The organism is Achromobacter sp. UBA4530, from assembly GCF_002388205.1.
Lineage (GTDB): Bacteria > Pseudomonadota > Gammaproteobacteria > Burkholderiales > Burkholderiaceae_B > Achromobacter > Achromobacter animicus.
Window position 1 is genome coordinate 1 of the sequence record NZ_DGMA01000002.1, and the last position, 14,972, is coordinate 14,972.

At 65.5% G+C, this 14,972-nt stretch carries 14 protein-coding genes and 1 pseudogene; 4 read left to right on the plus strand and 11 right to left on the minus strand.

All coding sequences use genetic code 11. The features are described 5' to 3' along the window. The 4 genes and pseudogenes from B2W22_RS00600 to B2W22_RS00615 all read left to right on the plus strand — a co-directional run. Nucleotides 1-184 (plus strand): annotated as a pseudogene (locus B2W22_RS00600) (MFS transporter); the annotation flags it as partial. A gap of 90 nt (nt 185-274) precedes the next feature. Beyond that, nucleotides 275-1,231: a Bug family tripartite tricarboxylate transporter substrate binding protein gene (locus B2W22_RS00605; RefSeq protein ID WP_175122942.1), complete on the plus strand. Its 957-nt coding sequence runs from the start codon at nt 275-277 to the stop codon at nt 1,229-1,231. 31 nt (nt 1,232-1,262) lie between these two features. Beyond that, a complete protein-coding gene (locus B2W22_RS00610) occupies nt 1,263-2,252 on the plus strand; it encodes a succinylglutamate desuccinylase/aspartoacylase domain-containing protein (protein WP_175137345.1) in 990 nt (329 codons plus the stop codon). Nucleotides 2,253-2,255: 3 nt separating this feature from the next. Further along, complete coding sequence (locus B2W22_RS00615; protein ID WP_175137344.1) at nt 2,256-3,356, plus strand: pyridoxal-phosphate dependent enzyme; 1,101 nt, start codon at nt 2,256-2,258, stop codon at nt 3,354-3,356. An 8-nt stretch (nt 3,357-3,364) separates the two neighbouring features. Here B2W22_RS00615 and B2W22_RS00620 read toward each other — a convergent pair whose 3' ends face one another. From B2W22_RS00620 to fabF, 11 genes are all read right to left on the minus strand, one after another. Further along, nucleotides 3,365-4,273, minus strand: coding sequence for a LysR family transcriptional regulator (locus tag B2W22_RS00620; protein ID WP_286935907.1), 909 nt, complete (start codon nt 4,271-4,273; stop codon nt 3,365-3,367). Nucleotides 4,274-4,289: 16 nt separating this feature from the next. Continuing rightward, nucleotides 4,290-4,877, minus strand: coding sequence for a DNA repair protein RecO (recO, locus tag B2W22_RS00625; protein WP_175122946.1), 588 nt, complete (start codon nt 4,875-4,877; stop codon nt 4,290-4,292). Next, nucleotides 4,870-5,760: a GTPase Era gene (gene era / locus B2W22_RS00630; protein ID WP_056321933.1), complete on the minus strand. Its 891-nt coding sequence runs from the start codon at nt 5,758-5,760 to the stop codon at nt 4,870-4,872. The genes recO and era overlap by 8 nt, the downstream gene beginning before the upstream one ends. Further along, nucleotides 5,757-6,518, minus strand: coding sequence for a ribonuclease III (gene rnc, locus B2W22_RS00635; protein WP_175122947.1), 762 nt, complete (start codon nt 6,516-6,518; stop codon nt 5,757-5,759). Before rnc ends, era begins: the two co-directional genes overlap by 4 nt. A gap of 2 nt (nt 6,519-6,520) precedes the next feature. After that, nucleotides 6,521-7,408 carry a signal peptidase I gene (gene lepB / locus B2W22_RS00640; RefSeq protein WP_175122948.1) on the minus strand — a complete coding sequence of 296 codons (888 nt, stop codon included), beginning with the start codon at nt 7,406-7,408 and terminating at the stop codon, nt 6,521-6,523. Nucleotides 7,409-7,430: 22 nt separating this feature from the next. Beyond that, a complete protein-coding gene (gene lepA, locus B2W22_RS00645; protein ID WP_175122949.1) occupies nt 7,431-9,224 on the minus strand; it encodes a translation elongation factor 4 in 1,794 nt (597 codons plus the stop codon). 292 nt (nt 9,225-9,516) lie between these two features. Then, on the minus strand, nt 9,517-11,001 hold the full coding sequence (locus tag B2W22_RS00650) for a DegQ family serine endoprotease (protein ID WP_175184246.1): 1,485 nt from the start codon (nt 10,999-11,001) through the stop codon (nt 9,517-9,519). Between the two features lie 38 nt (nt 11,002-11,039). Next, entirely contained in the window at nt 11,040-12,128 is a 1,089-nt protein-coding gene (locus B2W22_RS00655; protein ID WP_175122951.1) for a MucB/RseB C-terminal domain-containing protein, read from the minus strand. After that, nucleotides 12,128-12,634, minus strand: a complete 507-nt coding sequence (locus B2W22_RS00660; protein ID WP_105237797.1) for a sigma-E factor negative regulatory protein — start codon at nt 12,632-12,634, stop codon at nt 12,128-12,130. Before B2W22_RS00660 ends, B2W22_RS00655 begins: the two co-directional genes overlap by 1 nt. Before the next feature lie 12 nt (nt 12,635-12,646). Further along, a complete protein-coding gene (gene rpoE / locus B2W22_RS00665; protein ID WP_008161984.1) occupies nt 12,647-13,246 on the minus strand; it encodes an RNA polymerase sigma factor RpoE in 600 nt (199 codons plus the stop codon). Between the two features lie 492 nt (nt 13,247-13,738). Next, a complete protein-coding gene (gene fabF, locus B2W22_RS00670; RefSeq protein ID WP_175122952.1) occupies nt 13,739-14,968 on the minus strand; it encodes a beta-ketoacyl-ACP synthase II in 1,230 nt (409 codons plus the stop codon). Nucleotides 14,969-14,972: the final 4 nt, after the last annotated feature.

The following is a 14,972-nucleotide window of genomic DNA, read 5'->3' on the forward strand; positions in this document are numbered from 1 at the left end:
CATCGACACCGTGGTCTACCGCGGCGGCGATGCCGCCAGCGGTTGGGTGAAGGCGGGCATCGACATGCTGGGCTACGGCGCGGCGTTGATCGCGCTGCTGGGCGCCGTGGTGGCGTTGGGTGCGGCCGCCGTCGGCTATGGATTGGGCAAGCAGGCTGATCGGCGCAACGGCGACTTGCCTTAACTTTTTCTGAATAACCATCTTATTCATCCAAACGGAAACGCCGATTCCCGGACGCACAATGGCGCAGCCCTCAACGCCTCGGGAATCGTCATGAAACGCTCTGCCTGCCTTGCCGCCCTGTTGCTTTGCCTTGCCGCGCCGCACGCGCAAGCCGATTACCCCGAACGCGCCATCACGCTGATCGTGCCGGCCGCCGCGGGCGGCAATGCCGACATCACCGCCCGCCTGATCGGTCAGGAGATGAGCCGGCTGCTCGGCCAGCCAGTCGTCGTCGAAAACCGCGTGGGCGCCGGCGGCCGCATCGGCACGCAGGCCGTGGTCCGGGCCCCCGCGGACGGCTACACCATCGGTTATGCCCACGTCGGCACGCTGGTGCTGCACCGGTACCTGTTCAAGCAGCAGCTGTACGACCTGGACCGTGACCTCAAGCCCATCGGCCTCGTTGCCGAGACCCCGAATGTGATCGTCGTGAATGCCGCGTCGCCGTACCGCGATCTGAAAGGATTCATCGAAGCCAGCCGGGCGCAGCCGGACCGCCTGACCATGACCTCGGCCGATCCGGGCACGACCAGCGAAGTTGGCGTCAAGCTGTTCATCGCCCAGACCGGCGCCGCGGTTCGGCAGATCCCCTACAAGGCCACGGCCGCGCAGCTCTCGGACCTGCTAGGCGGCCACGTGGACTCCATGATGGAAAACCTGCCGCCCTTGATCGGCAACCTGAAGGACGGCCGCCTGCGCGCGCTCGCCGTCACCACCCGCAAGCGGGCCGCGTCCAACCCGGACGTGCCGACGGTGGCCGAACAAGGCTATCCGGAGTACGAGCAGTCCGCGTGGAGCGCCCTGGTTGCACCCGCAGGCACGCCCGTTGCCGCGATCTCGCGGTTGAACGCCGCGATGAATCAGGCGTTGCGCTCGGACGCGGTGAGCCGCGAGTTGCGCAGCCGCTCGCAGGAACCCCTGGGGGGCACGCCGCAGGATGTCCAGGCCCAAATCAAGAAGGAGCTGCCCAAGTGGGAAAGCATCATCAAGGCCGCCACGCTGGATTGAACCGCGCCCAAACACCCAACGGAGCCTGCGCATGGCCAACGTAACCCGCGAGGATTTCTCCGTGGCCGCCGCCACCAATGCGTCGGCTTACCGGCGCGTCACGATCCCGGTGTTGCGGATCGAGGCGGGCCCGGGGCCTGCCGTCGCGCTCATCGCAGGCGTGCACGGCGACGAATGGGAAGGCCAGGCCGCGATTCTGGATCTGTGGCAGCAGTTGCCGGAGATTCTGCAACGCGGCACGGTCTATCTGCTTCCCGCCGTCAATGCGGAAGCGTCGCTGGCCGGCACGCGACTGTCGCCATCTGATGGCGGCAACCTGAACCGCGCCTTCTTGGGCGAACCGGCGCGCGGCTACACCGAAAGCATCGCGGCGGCCTTGGAGGCTCGGCTGCTTCCCCAGGTGCAGGCCATGGTGGACGTGCACAGCGGCGGCGCGTCGCTGCGCTACCTGCCGTCATCGGTCATCACCCGCTACGGCAACGACGCGTATGACGCGCGTCTGCCGGCGCTTGCGCGGGCGTTCGGACTGCCCGACTGCGTGTTCTTTCGCGGCGGCGAGGCCGGGTCCATGCCGGCGGCGGCCAGCCGTCACGGCGTGCTGCGGCTTTCGGCCGAGATCGGCGGCGGCCGGGAAACCAGCCAATCGCTGGCGGACCGCTGCCGCGACGGACTGCTGGGCTGCCTGGCAGAGTTGGGATTGCTGTCCCGTCCCGCTACTGCACACCCCGCCCAGGACGCGCAGGTCCGCCTCTACGACCTGGACGCCCCCGCCGCGACGCTGCGTGCCCGCGAGTCCGGCGTGTTCGTTCCCGCCGTGGAGCTGGGACAATCCGTGGCCGCGCAGCAGCCCATCGGCCGCCTGATCGAACCGGCACGGCCCGACGTCCCTCCGCGCCCATTGCTCAGCCGACAGGCGGGCACCGTGGTCTGCCTGCGTCCCATCGCGCGCAGTGACGACGGCGATTGCCTGCTGCAGGTCGCGCCCGCTCTTCCCTTGGAATCTCTTGCTTCAAGATACTGACCCATGCAGATGAACCCCAGATTGACCGGCCTGCGCTGCATCCGCTGCGCAACCCTCTGGCCCGCGGGCGACTATCCCGAAGGCTGCCCTTCGTGCCTGGCGGCTGGGCACCCCGCCACCCTGGAGTGCCAATACGACGCGCCGTCGCAGGACGGCGCCATACCCCTGCCTGTGCTGTCGGCCGTGACGTTGGGCGAAGGCGGCACTCCATGCCTGTCCCCGCCCGACTTGGCACGCGAAGAAGGCGTGGGCGCGCTATGGCTCAAGTGCGAAAGCGCCAATCCCACCGGCAGCCACAAGGACCGCATGTCGGCGCAACTGGTCTCGCGTGCGCGCCTGGCCGGCGCCACGCGCGTCGCGGCGGCCTCCAGCGGCAATGCGGGCGTGTCGCTGGCCGCCTACTGCGCGGCGGCCGGTTTGCAGGCCGACATCGCCATCACCCACAACTGCCCCCCGCTGCAGCGCGAGGCCATGGAGCGCTTCGGCGCACGGCTGCGCGCCTTCGAAGACAGTCTGGGCCGCTGGCCGTACGTGGCCGACCTGTGCCGCAACCACGGCGCGTTCGCGGGCACCAATTACCTGAATCCGCCGGTGGGCACGCATCCGTACGGCGTCGAGGGCTACAAGCCGATCGCTCAGGAAATCCTGGACGACTGCGGTCTGCCCACGGACATCGTCGTCCCGACCGCGCGCGGCGACCTGCTGTGGGGCATCTTCCTGGGCTGGCAGCACCTGCTTCAGACCGGACGCATTGCCCGACTGCCCCGGCTGCACGCCGTGGAACCCTACCCCCGCCTGTCGCGCGCGCTGGAAACCGGCGATGCCCGCGGCCAATGGGAAAGCGCGACGCAGCAGTATTCCATTGCGGGCGGCACGTGCACGCTGCAAGCATTGGAAGCCCTGTCGCGGTCGGAAGGCATGCCGGTGGAGACCTCCGACGCGCAGGCCGGGCAGGCTCGGCAACGCCTGGAGCGCATGGGACTGGGCGCGGAACTGTCGTCGGCCGCCGCGCTGGCGGCCGTCGCGCGGCTCAGGCGGGCCGGCAAGCTGGATGCGGAATCCAACGTGGTGCTGATGCTGACGTCCGACGGCCGCCGGGGCTGATTCCCGGGCTACACACCAAACCGTTCGACCAGCGGCGCCAGTGCGCCGCGCAGGCACGTCGCCCAGAACTTGCCGGCTTCGGACAACGGGCGGCTGCCGTGCACGATCATGTGGCATTCGAAATGCACGGGCGCCTCGAGCGGCCGGTAGGTGAGGCCCACGGCCTCCATCCCCAGCGCCGTGGCCGGGTTGGCGATACCCACCCCGTGCCCGGCCAGCGCAAGCTGGCATACGGTGCTGGAATACGGCGTCTCGATCGCCACGCGCAGGCTTTGACCGGCCTGACGCAAGAGCGCATCCAGCCGCTTGCGCGATCCGTCTTCGGCGTTCAGCGCAATCACATCGACTTCGGCCAGATGGGAGAAATTCACCGATTCCAGGCGCACCAGCGCATGGCTGGCGGGAAACACGGCCACCGCGCGCAAGCTGGCCAGACGATGCCCGCGCAGCCCTTCGAGTTCGGATTCATCGGCCACCGCCGCCAGATCCAATTCCCCGGACACCACCATATCGCGCAGGGTGTTGGAATCGCGGATCTGCAGGTAGAGCGGCGTATCGGGATAGCGCACGCGAAAACGCGATATCGCATCGCTGACGATCGCGCCGCTGTAGGCGTGGATGCAGCCGATGCGCAGCCGCGGCTGCGCCGCGCCGCGGATCGCTCGGATCTTGCGTCCCAGGCTTTCCAGGCCCACATTCAAGCGGCGGATCTCTTCATACAGTAGCGTGGCCTCGGGCGTGCGCTGCATGCGCTGGCGCACGCGCTCGAACAGGCGCAACTCGATGCTGGCTTCCAGTGCGGCCAGCGTTGCGCTGACGGTCGCAGGCGACACGTCCAGGCGCCGTGCGGCGGCGGTGACGCTTTCCGTCTCGTAGACGGTGCGGAAGGTTTCGACCTGTTTGAGCGTGAACGTCATGAGGCCGGCGGGGAGATCAGATGCGTTGCAGGTCCAGCAGCACGCGCCGCGTGGACAGCGGACGGCCCGCCAGAATCTCGGCCAGTCGCGCGCGCAAGTCGGTGCGCAAGGCGGGCTCGATGGCAGGGTCGTCGAAATCGGGCGGCGCCTCGTCGACGCCGTAACCCGTTTCGCGCAGCAAGGTCCATTCGAAGCGGCGCAGCGCCCCGGCCGCGCGGGTGCCGGCAGACAGTTGCTGCAAGGCCATATCGTATGCGTCGAACAACAGGGGATGCGCGTCCTCGCGCGGCAGCAGGCGCAGCAGCAGTTCGTTCATGTACCAGGCGGACATGAGCGCGGCCCCGGCCAGCGGCCGGATGCCGGCGATCTCGGCGCGCGTCAGCGTCTTGACCTCGCCATTGCCCGTCCAGGACAGCAGCAGCGGCTGGAAAGCCGACAACACGGGGCGCAAAACGGAATAAGGGCGCTTGGCGCCCTTGGCGACCATGGCCACGCAGCCATGATCGCGAGAAAAAGTCTGGACAATCAGGGAGGTTTCACGCCACGCGGTGGCGTGAAGCATGAACCCCGGTCGATCCTGGACGCGTGGCGCCCGTCTACTCATAACCCAAGTCGCGCAGCGCACCCTCGCGGTCGGACCAGCCCTTGCGCACCTTGATGTAGACCTCCAGATGCACGGGTTTGTCCAGCAGCTTGGCAATGTCCTGCCGCGCCTCGGTGGCGATCCGCTTCATGTGCATGCCGCCCGTGCCCAGCAGGATGGGCTTGTGGCTGTCGCGCTCGACGACGACACAGGCGTTGATGGTGGCGCCCTTGGCGGTCTCTTCCCATTGCTCGATGACGACCGTGCAGCCGTACGGCAGCTCGTCGCCCACCAGGCGGAAGATCTTCTCGCGCACCAGTTCGGCCGCGATGAAGCGCATGGGACGGTCGGTCAGCGTGTCTTCCTCGAACATCGGCTCGCCTTCCGGCAGGCGCGATGCGATTTCGTCAAGCAGTTGGTCCAGTTGCTGATTCTTGGTGGCGCTGACCGGCACCACGGCGCCGAACGGATGCTGCGCCATGATCTTGGACACGAACGCGAACAGATCATCGCGGTTCTTCAGCGCATCGATCTTGGAGACGACCAGGATCGTGCGTTCGGGGTTGGGCAACAGCGGCAGCAACTTGGCGTCGCCTTCGGACCACTTGCCGGCTTCAACCACATGCACCACCACGTCCACGTCGGCCAGGGCCTGCGTGACGACGCGGTTCATCATGCGGTTCATCGCTCCACCGTGGCGCGTCTGGAAACCGGGGGTATCGACGAACACGAACTGCTCGTGCTCGCGCGTCAGCACACCGTGGATGCGGTGGCGCGTGGTCTGCGCCTTGCGCGACACGATGGAAATCTTGGAACCGATCAGGGCGTTCGTCAGCGTGGACTTGCCCACGTTGGGGCGGCCGACGATGGCAACGAAGCCGGTACGAAAAGGGGTATCGCTCATTTAGTCTCTTGAGCCACTGCCACGGGCAGCGACAATTGCGCGGTTTTGCGCGCCTTGCCCGACTTGCGGGCAGCCTTGGTGGCCGGGCTGACGGCCAGCGCGGCCTCGAGCGCCAGCTTGGCGGCCGACTGCTCAGCGGCGCGGCGGCTGGCGCCGGGCGCCATTACCTTGATATCGAGCGCCGGAATGGCGCACTCGACTTCGAACTGCTGGCTGTGGGCCGCGCCGTGCGTGGCCACCACCGTATACAGCGGCAGGGCCAGCTTGCGGCCCTGCAAAAATTCCTGCAGCAAGGTCTTGGCGTCCTTGCCGAGTGTTTTGGGATCCACCGATGCCAGCACCGGCTGGTACTGGCGCACGATCACGCGGCGCGCTGCCTCGAAACCCGCATCCAGGAAGACAGCGCCGAAGATCGCTTCGACCGTGTCGGCCAGAATGGACGGGCGGCGGAATCCGCCGCTCTTGAGTTCGCCTTCGCCCAGTCGCAGGTACTGGGACAGTTCCAGCCGCTGGGCGATATCTGCCAGCGACGCCTGCTTGACCAGGTTGGCCCGCAAACGCGACAGATCGCCTTCGTCGATTTTTGAATAGCGTTCGAACAGCATCGCCGCCACGACGAAGTTCAGCACGGAATCCCCAAGGAATTCCAACCGCTCGTTATGGCGCGCGCCGTGGCTACGGTGCGTCAGCGCCTGTTCAAGCAAGGCCGCATCACCGAAGTGGTAATCCAGGCGGTTTTCTAGCGTGGCTAGCGACATAATCAGTTGAATCGGCCGATACGGCTCAGATCGCTGAAGTTCATCCAGATGAAGAAAGCGCGGCCGACGATGTTGGCTTCCGGAACGAAGCCCCAATACCGGCTGTCCGCGCTGTTGTCCCGATTATCGCCCATGGCGAAATAATTGCCCTCGGGTACTTTGCAGCGTACCCCATTGTGGCTGTATTGGCAGTTTTCACGGAACGGAAAAGTCCACCTTTCCGGGGAATACACCTGCGGAACCTTCTCTTCTAGCAGGATCTTGTGTTCAACGTCGCCCAACTTCTCTTTATATTGCGCGATGTACGAAACACGATCCGGCTCGAAATAGTCACCATCACGCACGTGCGGGACCAGTTCGCCATTGACATAAAGCTTCTTGTCGATGTATGCGACTTCGTCGCCCGGCAGGCCAACGACGCGCTTGATGTAGTCGACGTTCGGATCAACGGGGTACCGGAACACAAATACGTCACCACGCTTGGGCTCGCCGACGGGGATGACCTTCTTGTCGATCACGGGCAGGCGCAGACCATAGCTGAACTTGTTCACCAGGATCAGGTCGCCGGACTGTAGCGTGGGCAGCATCGAGCCGGACGGAATGCGGAACGGCTCAACCACGAACGAGCGCAGCATGAACACGAACAGGATGACGGGAAAGAAGCTGACCGCGTATTCGACCCACCAGGGCACGCGCCGCGCGGCGTCGCCGGCCTCGCGCCGCAGGCGCTCGGCCTCTTGCGCATCGCCCACCAGTGCCGCGTCGTATTGCGCCATCGCGGCCTGAGCGCGGCGCTCGCGCCCCTTGCGCAGTACGGCCAGATCGAGCACCCAGATAACGCCGGTAACCACCAGCAGAATAAAAAGGATCAGGGCAAAGTTCCAACTCATCAGCTAATCGCCTTCTGGGGTTCTATTTGTCTTCCACCTGCAGGATGGCAAGGAACGCCTCCTGCGGAATTTCCACGCTACCCACCTGCTTCATGCGCTTCTTGCCCGCCTTCTGCTTTTCCAGCAGCTTCTTCTTGCGCGAGATGTCGCCGCCGTAGCACTTGGCCAGCACGTTCTTGCGCAGCGCCTTCACGTTCTCGCGCGCGATGATTTCGGCGCCGATGGCCGCCTGGATGACTACGTCGAACATCTGGCGCGGGATCAGGCCGCGCATGCGGGTCACCACGTCGCGCGCACGGTGCCGCGCGTTGCTGCGGTGGACGATGACGGCCAGCGCGTCGACGCGGTCGTTGTTGATCAGCAGGTCGACACGCACCACGTCAGCGGAGCGGTATTCCAGGAATTCGTAGTCCATCGAGGCATAGCCGCGCGACACGGACTTCAGCTTGTCGAAGAAGTCCAGCACGATCTCGGCCAGCGGAATCTCGTACACCAGGTGAACCTGGCGGCCGTGATAGCTCATGTTGACCTGCACGCCGCGCTTGTTGTTGCACAGCGTCATGACCGGACCGACGTAGTCCTGCGGCATGAACAGCGTGACCTTCACGATGGGCTCGCGGATGTCCTGGATCTTGCCGATCTCGGGCATGCGCGACGGGCTTTCCACGGTGATCACGGAGCCATCGCGCTGCTCGACTTCGTACACCACCGACGGCGCGGTGGTGATGATGTCCATGTCGAATTCGCGTTCCAGGCGCTCCTGCACGATTTCCATGTGCAAGAGGCCAAGGAAACCGCAGCGGAAACCGAAGCCCAGCGCTTGCGACACTTCGGGTTCGAACATCAGCGCGGCGTCGTTGAGCTTGAGCTTTTCGAGCGAATCGCGCAGTTGGTCGTATTCGGAGCTTTCGACCGGATACAGCCCGGCGAACACCTGCGGCTTGACTTCCTTGAAGCCCGGCAACGGGTTGGCGGCGGGCTTGTTGGCCAGCGTGACGGTGTCGCCGACCTTGGCGTCTTCAAGCTGCTTGATGCCGGCGATGATGAAGCCCACCTCGCCCGCCGATAGATGCGGACGCTGCTGCGACTTGGGCGTGAACACGCCGGTCTGCTCGCACAGGTGGGTGGCGCCGGACGCCATCAGCAGGATCTTGTCCTTGGGCTTGAGCACGCCATTGATGATGCGCACCAGCATGACCACGCCGACGTAGTTGTCGAACCACGAATCAATGATCAGCGCCTGCAGCGGCGCTTCGGGATCGCCTTCCGGGGCGGGCACGCGGGCCACGATGGTTTCGAGGATTTCGTCGATGCCCATGCCGGTCTTGGCGCTGGCCAGCACGGCGTCCGAGGCGTCGATGCCGATCACGTCCTCGACTTCCTGGCGGGCGCCTTCAGGATCAGCCTGCGGCAGGTCCATCTTGTTCAGCACCGGCACGACTTCCACGCCCAGTTCGATAGCGGTGTAGCAGTTGGCCACCGTCTGCGCTTCCACGCCCTGCGATGCGTCCACCACCAGCAGTGCGCCTTCGCAGGCGGACAGGGACCGGCTGACTTCATACGAGAAGTCCACGTGCCCTGGGGTGTCGATCAGGTTCAGGTTGTAGATCTTGCCGTCCTGCGCCTTGTAATGCAGGGCGGCCGTCTGGGCCTTGATGGTGATGCCGCGCTCGCGCTCGATTTCCATGGAATCGAGGACCTGCGCCGACATCTCGCGATCCGCCAGTCCGCCGCAGCGCTGGATCAGGCGATCGGCCAGGGTCGACTTGCCGTGATCGATGTGGGCAATGATGGAAAAGTTGCGGATATGCTGCATGCTTGAATTTATAAGGGACGGAACAGACGGCACACGGCCGGGAGACACCGCCGCCGGAATGTGCACGGCCGACGTGTGAGGCGCTGACGGGCTAGGCCCGGACAAAACTGAGGGGGCGCCAAGCGCCCCCTCTTGCGGCAACCAGCCATTTTAGCCGGTCTTGAGCCATTTTTTTTGCCCTGGGCGCGCCCCGGGACAAAAAGCGCCCTGGGGTGGCCACACCTGGCGGTTTCCCGCCATGCTGGCTGCCCGGTGGCGGCGCCGGGCAGGCGCCCGCCGGTCCGGGCCGTCATCACTTGGACGCAGGCACCGCTACCCATTGCGTCTGGTCGCCACGGCGCACCAGCAGGCCCGTCGCGCGGCTCTTGTCCAGCTTGGCGACCAGTTCGCCGAACTGCTTTGCGCCGGTGACATCGGTGTCGTTCAGCGCCAACACGATGTCGCCTTCCTGCAGACCCGCCTTCGCGGCCGCGCCATCGGCAACCTTCACCTGGACGCCGCCCTTGATGCGCAGCTTCTTCTGGGTATCGGCGGGGACGTCGATGACGCCCAGGCCCAGCGCGTTGGTGACCTCAGGTTCCGGCGCAGGCTTCTTGCCGGCGGCAGCGGCCTTCTCGGTGGGGATCTCGCCCACCTTGACCGACAGCGTCATGCTCTTGCCCTTGCGCCAGATTTCCATGTCGGCGCGCGTGCCCGGCTTGGTCTCGCCGACGATGCGCGGCAGGTCGGACCAGCGCTTGATCGGTTCCTTGTTGAACTTCAGGATCACGTCGCCCGGCTGCACACCCGCCTGCTCGGCAGGGCCTTCGGCTTCAACGCTGCTGACCAGCGCGCCTTCTGCCTTGGGCAGGCCAATGGCCTCGGCCACATCCTTGCCGACTTCACCGATCTGCACGCCAACCCGGCCACGCGTAACCTTGCCGGTCGTGCGCAGTTGGTCCACCACGCGCATGGCCTCGTCGATCGGAATGGCCAGCGAGATGCCCATGAATCCACCGCTGCGCGAGATGATCTGGGAATTGATGCCCACGACCTCGCCGTCCAGGTTGATCAGCGGGCCGCCCGAATTGCCGGGGTTGACCGCCACGTCGGTCTGGATGAACGGCAGGTATTCGCCGGTATCGCGGCCGATGGCGCTGACGATGCCGGAAGTGACGGTGGAATCCAGGCCGAACGGCGAGCCGATGGCGAGCACCCACTGCCCCTTCTTGAGCTTCTTGGGATCGCCGATCACCAGCGGCGTCATGTCCTTGGCTTCGATCTTGATGAGCGCCACGTCCGTGCGCTCGTCCGTGCCGATGACCTTGGCCTTGAACTCGCGTCCGTCGGTCAGGGTGACGTAGATGTCCGTCGCGTCGACGACCACGTGGTTGTTGGTCAGGATGTAGCCGTCGGCCGACACGAAGAAGCCGGAACCCACGCCGCGCGGCACGGTGCGCTCTTCGGGCGGCGTCGGCTGCGGACGCTGGCGCGGACTGGGCGATTGCGGTCCGGGCGGCTGGAATTCGGGACCGAAGAACCAGCGGAACAGTTCGTAGGGATCGCTGCCGCCAGGACCATTGCCGCCGCCGCGCACCGGAACCGTGGCGGTCGTGCGGATGTTGACGACGGCCGGATCGGCCTTTTCAACGATGGCCGTGAAGTCGGGCAATCCGACCGCGGCAGGCGCCGTCTGCGCCACCGTCACCGGCACGTAGGCGGTGGACAGCATGGCCCCCGCCGCGACAGCCGCCAGAAAGCGCCGGAAAAAAGCGTTCGAGACCGTCATTGCTTTCATATGTCACTCCGAAATTGCTGCTTGCGGAACGGCGGGAATTATTTGGCCCCGCCCTCCGCGGGTGCGGCTGCCGCGGGTGCGGGAGGCACGTACTCAGTGGCCTGCGCAAGTTGTTCCAGCGTGGCGGCGGGCACTTCGCCCACCGCGGTCAGCCAGAAATCCGCAATGCGCGCGCCATATACATTGATCGCGCCGCGCTGGGACGCGCCGTGCGCCGGCTGGTGATTGCGCTGGCTGTCATAGGGCTCGATGAAGACCGAGATTGCCGCCAGGCCGTCGGACAGCACCATCTGGCTGACCGGCGATCCGCGCTTCATGGCACGCGAGACCTGCATGATCGTCTTGAAGCCGTTGGGCGCCGGAATGCGCCAACCCTGCGCCGCCAGGTCCACGGGCTGCATGTTGGCCTCGAGCACCTTCCAGTCGCGGGTATTCCAGCGCGAGGACAGCGATTGCGGATCGACTTCGGAGCCCAATCGCAGCGAGGTGAACGACACCTGCTCGACCACGCCACGCGCGGCATTGAGCGTCTGGGCCTTCAGCAGCAGATTGGTTTCGACGTCCGCGCACAGGCGATAGCCGTAACGCAGCTTGTCCAGCGGTTCGATCGTGATCAGCCGGCATTCGCGGCCAGCAACGCGGTGCGGCGTGGGTTCCGTGCGGATCTTGTAGTGTTCCGACAGGTTGGCCGGATCGCCCAGCAACAGGCCCGGGAAGCGATCTCCGCGACGGCGCTCGACAAGCACAGTCTTGCGTTCGGGGATCAGGCACTGCACGTCGTCGTTGTGACGCAGGTATTCTCGCGGCTGGCCGTCAAGGATCTCGAGGCGTTCGCGCTCGCCGGTACCATCGAGGACGTGCACGAGGCGCGAGGACTGGATGACGTCGCCCTGCTGATACATGAAGACGCCGGCGTAGTCCTGCTTGCGGGCCGCCTGCTGGATGCGCGTGAGCAGCTGCACGACGTCTTCGGTCTGGCCGGCCGGCGTGGCGCCAGCGGCGGCCGCGGGACCGTGCGCGGCAAGGAAAGCGGTGAGGAGCGTGGCGGCGAACCAGCCGGCGCGATGAGCCTGCCACGAGGCAGCTCGTCCCAGCACCGGCCAGCGTGATGGAAGCACAAGCGCCATCAACGTCCCGCTCCGACATCGAACGACACCTGCCGGACCGCGCTGGGGCCAGCCATCTGGCGATGGGCCTCCAGGTAGTCGCGCAGGCCCGAGTCGTCGGAGGCCGAAGCCGGCGAGCTGGCGTCGGCCAGCACGCGCACATCCGTCGCCGGCGAGCCGGTGACGTACGGCTGCGCCACCCACGCGACCGTGGCCACTGCGGCGGCGACAGCCAGGCCGGACAGGCCCATGCGCAACGGCGAGCGGCGCCGAGGCGCCGCTACGATGGGCAGTTCCGCGTCCAGCGCGCGCGCCAGGCGGGCCGAGAAGGCCGCGCTGGGCGTCAGCGCCAGATCGGAATTGCGCAGGGAATCACCAATCAAATGATAGGTGTCCCAGGTCTGACGTCCCTCTTTGGACAACAGACTGGGAAGAATATCGTCGGAATCTTCTCCGTCCATCCAGGCGGAAACCGATTCCTCCCAGGAGGACTCGGCGATCTCAACGGATTTGGCTGCTGTTTGCATGACTGCCACTCCTTACCAGCGACGCTCGACATCGGTGTCGAGCAACGGACGCAACTTGGTCGCAATGGCTTCACGCGCACGAAAAATGCGGGAGCGCACCGTACCGATCGGGCAATCCATGCTCTGGGCGATGTCTTCGTAACTCATACCTTCGATTTCACGCAGGACAATTGCGGTGCGCAATTCTTCAGGTAGTTCCTCAATGGCCGCGTTCACCGTCTCGGCGATTTCGCGGCTGGCAACCATGGATTCCGGCGTGCTTATATCCGTTAGGTTGTCGGTTTCGTTAAAAGTTTCACCGTCTTCCGTTTCAATCGCGTTGGGCGCGCTGGGGCGCCGCCCCTGCGAGGCAAGCCAGTTGCGCGCCGTATTGATGGCGATGCGATACAGCCAGGTGTAGAAGGCGCTTTCGCCGCGGAACTGGGGCAAGGCGCGGTAAGCCTTGATGAAGGCCTCCTGCGCCACATCCTCGATTTCGGCGGGATCGCGGATCATCCGGGCCAGCAGACGGAGGATCTTGCGCTGGTACTTGAGCACCAGAAGATCAAATGCCTTCTTGTCGCCCCGCTGCACGCGGGCGACAAGCTCGGCGTCGACTTCGCGCTCGCTCATGAGGCCTCCCGCAAAGGACGCGCCGGGCGTGCCTGCCGCGCCGTGCCCGCGACGAGGCGCAGACGGCGCCAGGATTCGGGTCGCAGCGTGTGCTTCCAGACGGTGAGGGTGATTTTGCTAGTGGTAAAGGCCGTACTCCCGGTGGGCAAAGGCTGCAGGATAAGCGTCAGCCACGCTGGGCCCCGTTGCTGGTCCAGGAGCAGCGCGTCCTGCCAGCCTTGCGGCCGGCATAGCTGCCAGTGGCCAGTCCCGGTCGCGGTACGTAGCGCCGTTACCGGGGACGGGGCGTTCCGAGCCGAGTGTAACAGCCCGGCCAAGAGGAATAGAAGGGCCAGGAGCGCGGCCGCAGCCCAGGCATAACCATGCCAGGCTGCCGCTGTCAGCACGCTGGCCGCCGCAGCGGCCAGCGCCAACCCGAAGAGCGCGACGGCTCCCCTGGGCTGCGAGACAGGTAGGCGGAACGACCAACGCCCCCCGACCAAGTCGTCCAAATCAGACCCGGCGAACGGCCATCGAGCCGTTGGTGCCGCCAAAGCCGAACGAATTGGACAGACCCACGTCGATCTTCATCTGCCGCGCTTCGTTCGCGCAGTAATCCAGATCGCATTCCGGATCCTGATTGAAGATGTTGATCGTCGGAGGCGAGACCTGGTTGTACACAGCGAGCGTCGTGAACACGGCTTCGATGCCGCCGGCCGCGCCCAGCAGGTGGCCGGTCATCGACTTGGTCGAGTTGACCACCAGCTTCTTGGCGTGGTCGCCGAACGCCAGCTTGAGCGCGTCGGTTTCGTTCTTGTCGCCCAGCGGCGTGGACGTGCCATGCGCGTTGACGTACTGGACGTCTTCGGCATTCAGGCCGCCGTTGCGCAGCGCGTTGATCACGCCGCGGCGCGGGCCGTCCTTGTCCGGTGCGGTGATGTGGTGGGCATCGGAGCTCATGCCGTAGCCAGCCAGTTCACCGTAGATACGCGCGCCGCGCTTCTTGGCGTGCTCGTACTCTTCCAGCACCAGGACGCCAGCGCCCTCGCCCAGCACAAAGCCGTCGCGGTCGCGGTCCCAGGGACGCGATGCGGTCTGAGGATCATCGTTGCGGGTCGACAGCGCGCGCATGGCGGCAAAGCCGCCAATGCCCAGCGGCGACACGGTGGATTCGGCGCCGCCAGCCACCATGACGTCGGCATCGCCGTATTCGATAAGGCGTGCGGCATCGCCAATGCAATGCAGGCCGGTCGTGCAGGCCGACACTACGGCGTAGCTGGGGCCCTTCATGCCGTAGGCGATCGACAGATGCCCGGAAATCAGGTTGATCAGCGAACCCGGCACGAAGAACGGCGAAATGCGCCGAGGTCCCTTGGCAAGGTAATCGACCTGGGTTTCTTCGATGCGCGGCAGACCGCCGATGCCGGAGCCCACGATCACGCCGATACGCTCGGCGTTTTCTTCGGTGACTTCCAGGCCGCAATCGCGCCAGGCCTGCATTCCGGCAGCCAGGCCGTAATGGATGAACGTATCCATCTGGCGGGCTTCCTTGGCCGAAATATAGGTACTGATGTCGAAGTCTTTGACTTCGCCAGCAATGTGGGTGGTGATGGCCGAGGGATCGAAACGGGTGATGCGGCTGATGCCAGAACGTCCGTTGACGATATTGTCCCAAGCGGTGGTCAGATCATTTCCTACGGGGGAAACGATACCCAGGCCGGTGATGACGACACGTCGCTTCACGGAT

What these genes read in the sequence shown, in the direction of transcription:
- rpoE (WP_008161984.1), bottom strand. Translation starts at nt 13,246, where the DNA reads ATGAGCGAGCGCGAAGTCGACGCCGAGCTTGTCGCCCGCGTGCAGCGG.
- rnc (WP_175122947.1), bottom strand. Translation starts at nt 6,518, where the DNA reads ATGTCGCTAGCCACGCTAGAAAACCGCCTGGATTACCACTTCGGTGAT.
- lepA (WP_175122949.1), bottom strand. Translation starts at nt 9,224, where the DNA reads ATGCAGCATATCCGCAACTTTTCCATCATTGCCCACATCGATCACGGC.
- era (WP_056321933.1), bottom strand. Translation starts at nt 5,760, where the DNA reads ATGAGCGATACCCCTTTTCGTACCGGCTTCGTTGCCATCGTCGGCCGC.
- B2W22_RS00615 (WP_175137344.1), top strand. Translation starts at nt 2,256, where the DNA reads ATGCAGATGAACCCCAGATTGACCGGCCTGCGCTGCATCCGCTGCGCA.
- lepB (WP_175122948.1), bottom strand. Translation starts at nt 7,408, where the DNA reads ATGAGTTGGAACTTTGCCCTGATCCTTTTTATTCTGCTGGTGGTTACC.
- B2W22_RS00655 (WP_175122951.1), bottom strand. Translation starts at nt 12,128, where the DNA reads ATGGCGCTTGTGCTTCCATCACGCTGGCCGGTGCTGGGACGAGCTGCC.
- B2W22_RS00620 (WP_286935907.1), bottom strand. Translation starts at nt 4,273, where the DNA reads ATGACGTTCACGCTCAAACAGGTCGAAACCTTCCGCACCGTCTACGAG.
- recO (WP_175122946.1), bottom strand. Translation starts at nt 4,877, where the DNA reads ATGAGTAGACGGGCGCCACGCGTCCAGGATCGACCGGGGTTCATGCTT.
- B2W22_RS00610 (WP_175137345.1), top strand. Translation starts at nt 1,263, where the DNA reads ATGGCCAACGTAACCCGCGAGGATTTCTCCGTGGCCGCCGCCACCAAT.
- B2W22_RS00605 (WP_175122942.1), top strand. Translation starts at nt 275, where the DNA reads ATGAAACGCTCTGCCTGCCTTGCCGCCCTGTTGCTTTGCCTTGCCGCG.
- B2W22_RS00660 (WP_105237797.1), bottom strand. Translation starts at nt 12,634, where the DNA reads ATGCAAACAGCAGCCAAATCCGTTGAGATCGCCGAGTCCTCCTGGGAG.
- B2W22_RS00650 (WP_175184246.1), bottom strand. Translation starts at nt 11,001, where the DNA reads ATGAAAGCAATGACGGTCTCGAACGCTTTTTTCCGGCGCTTTCTGGCG.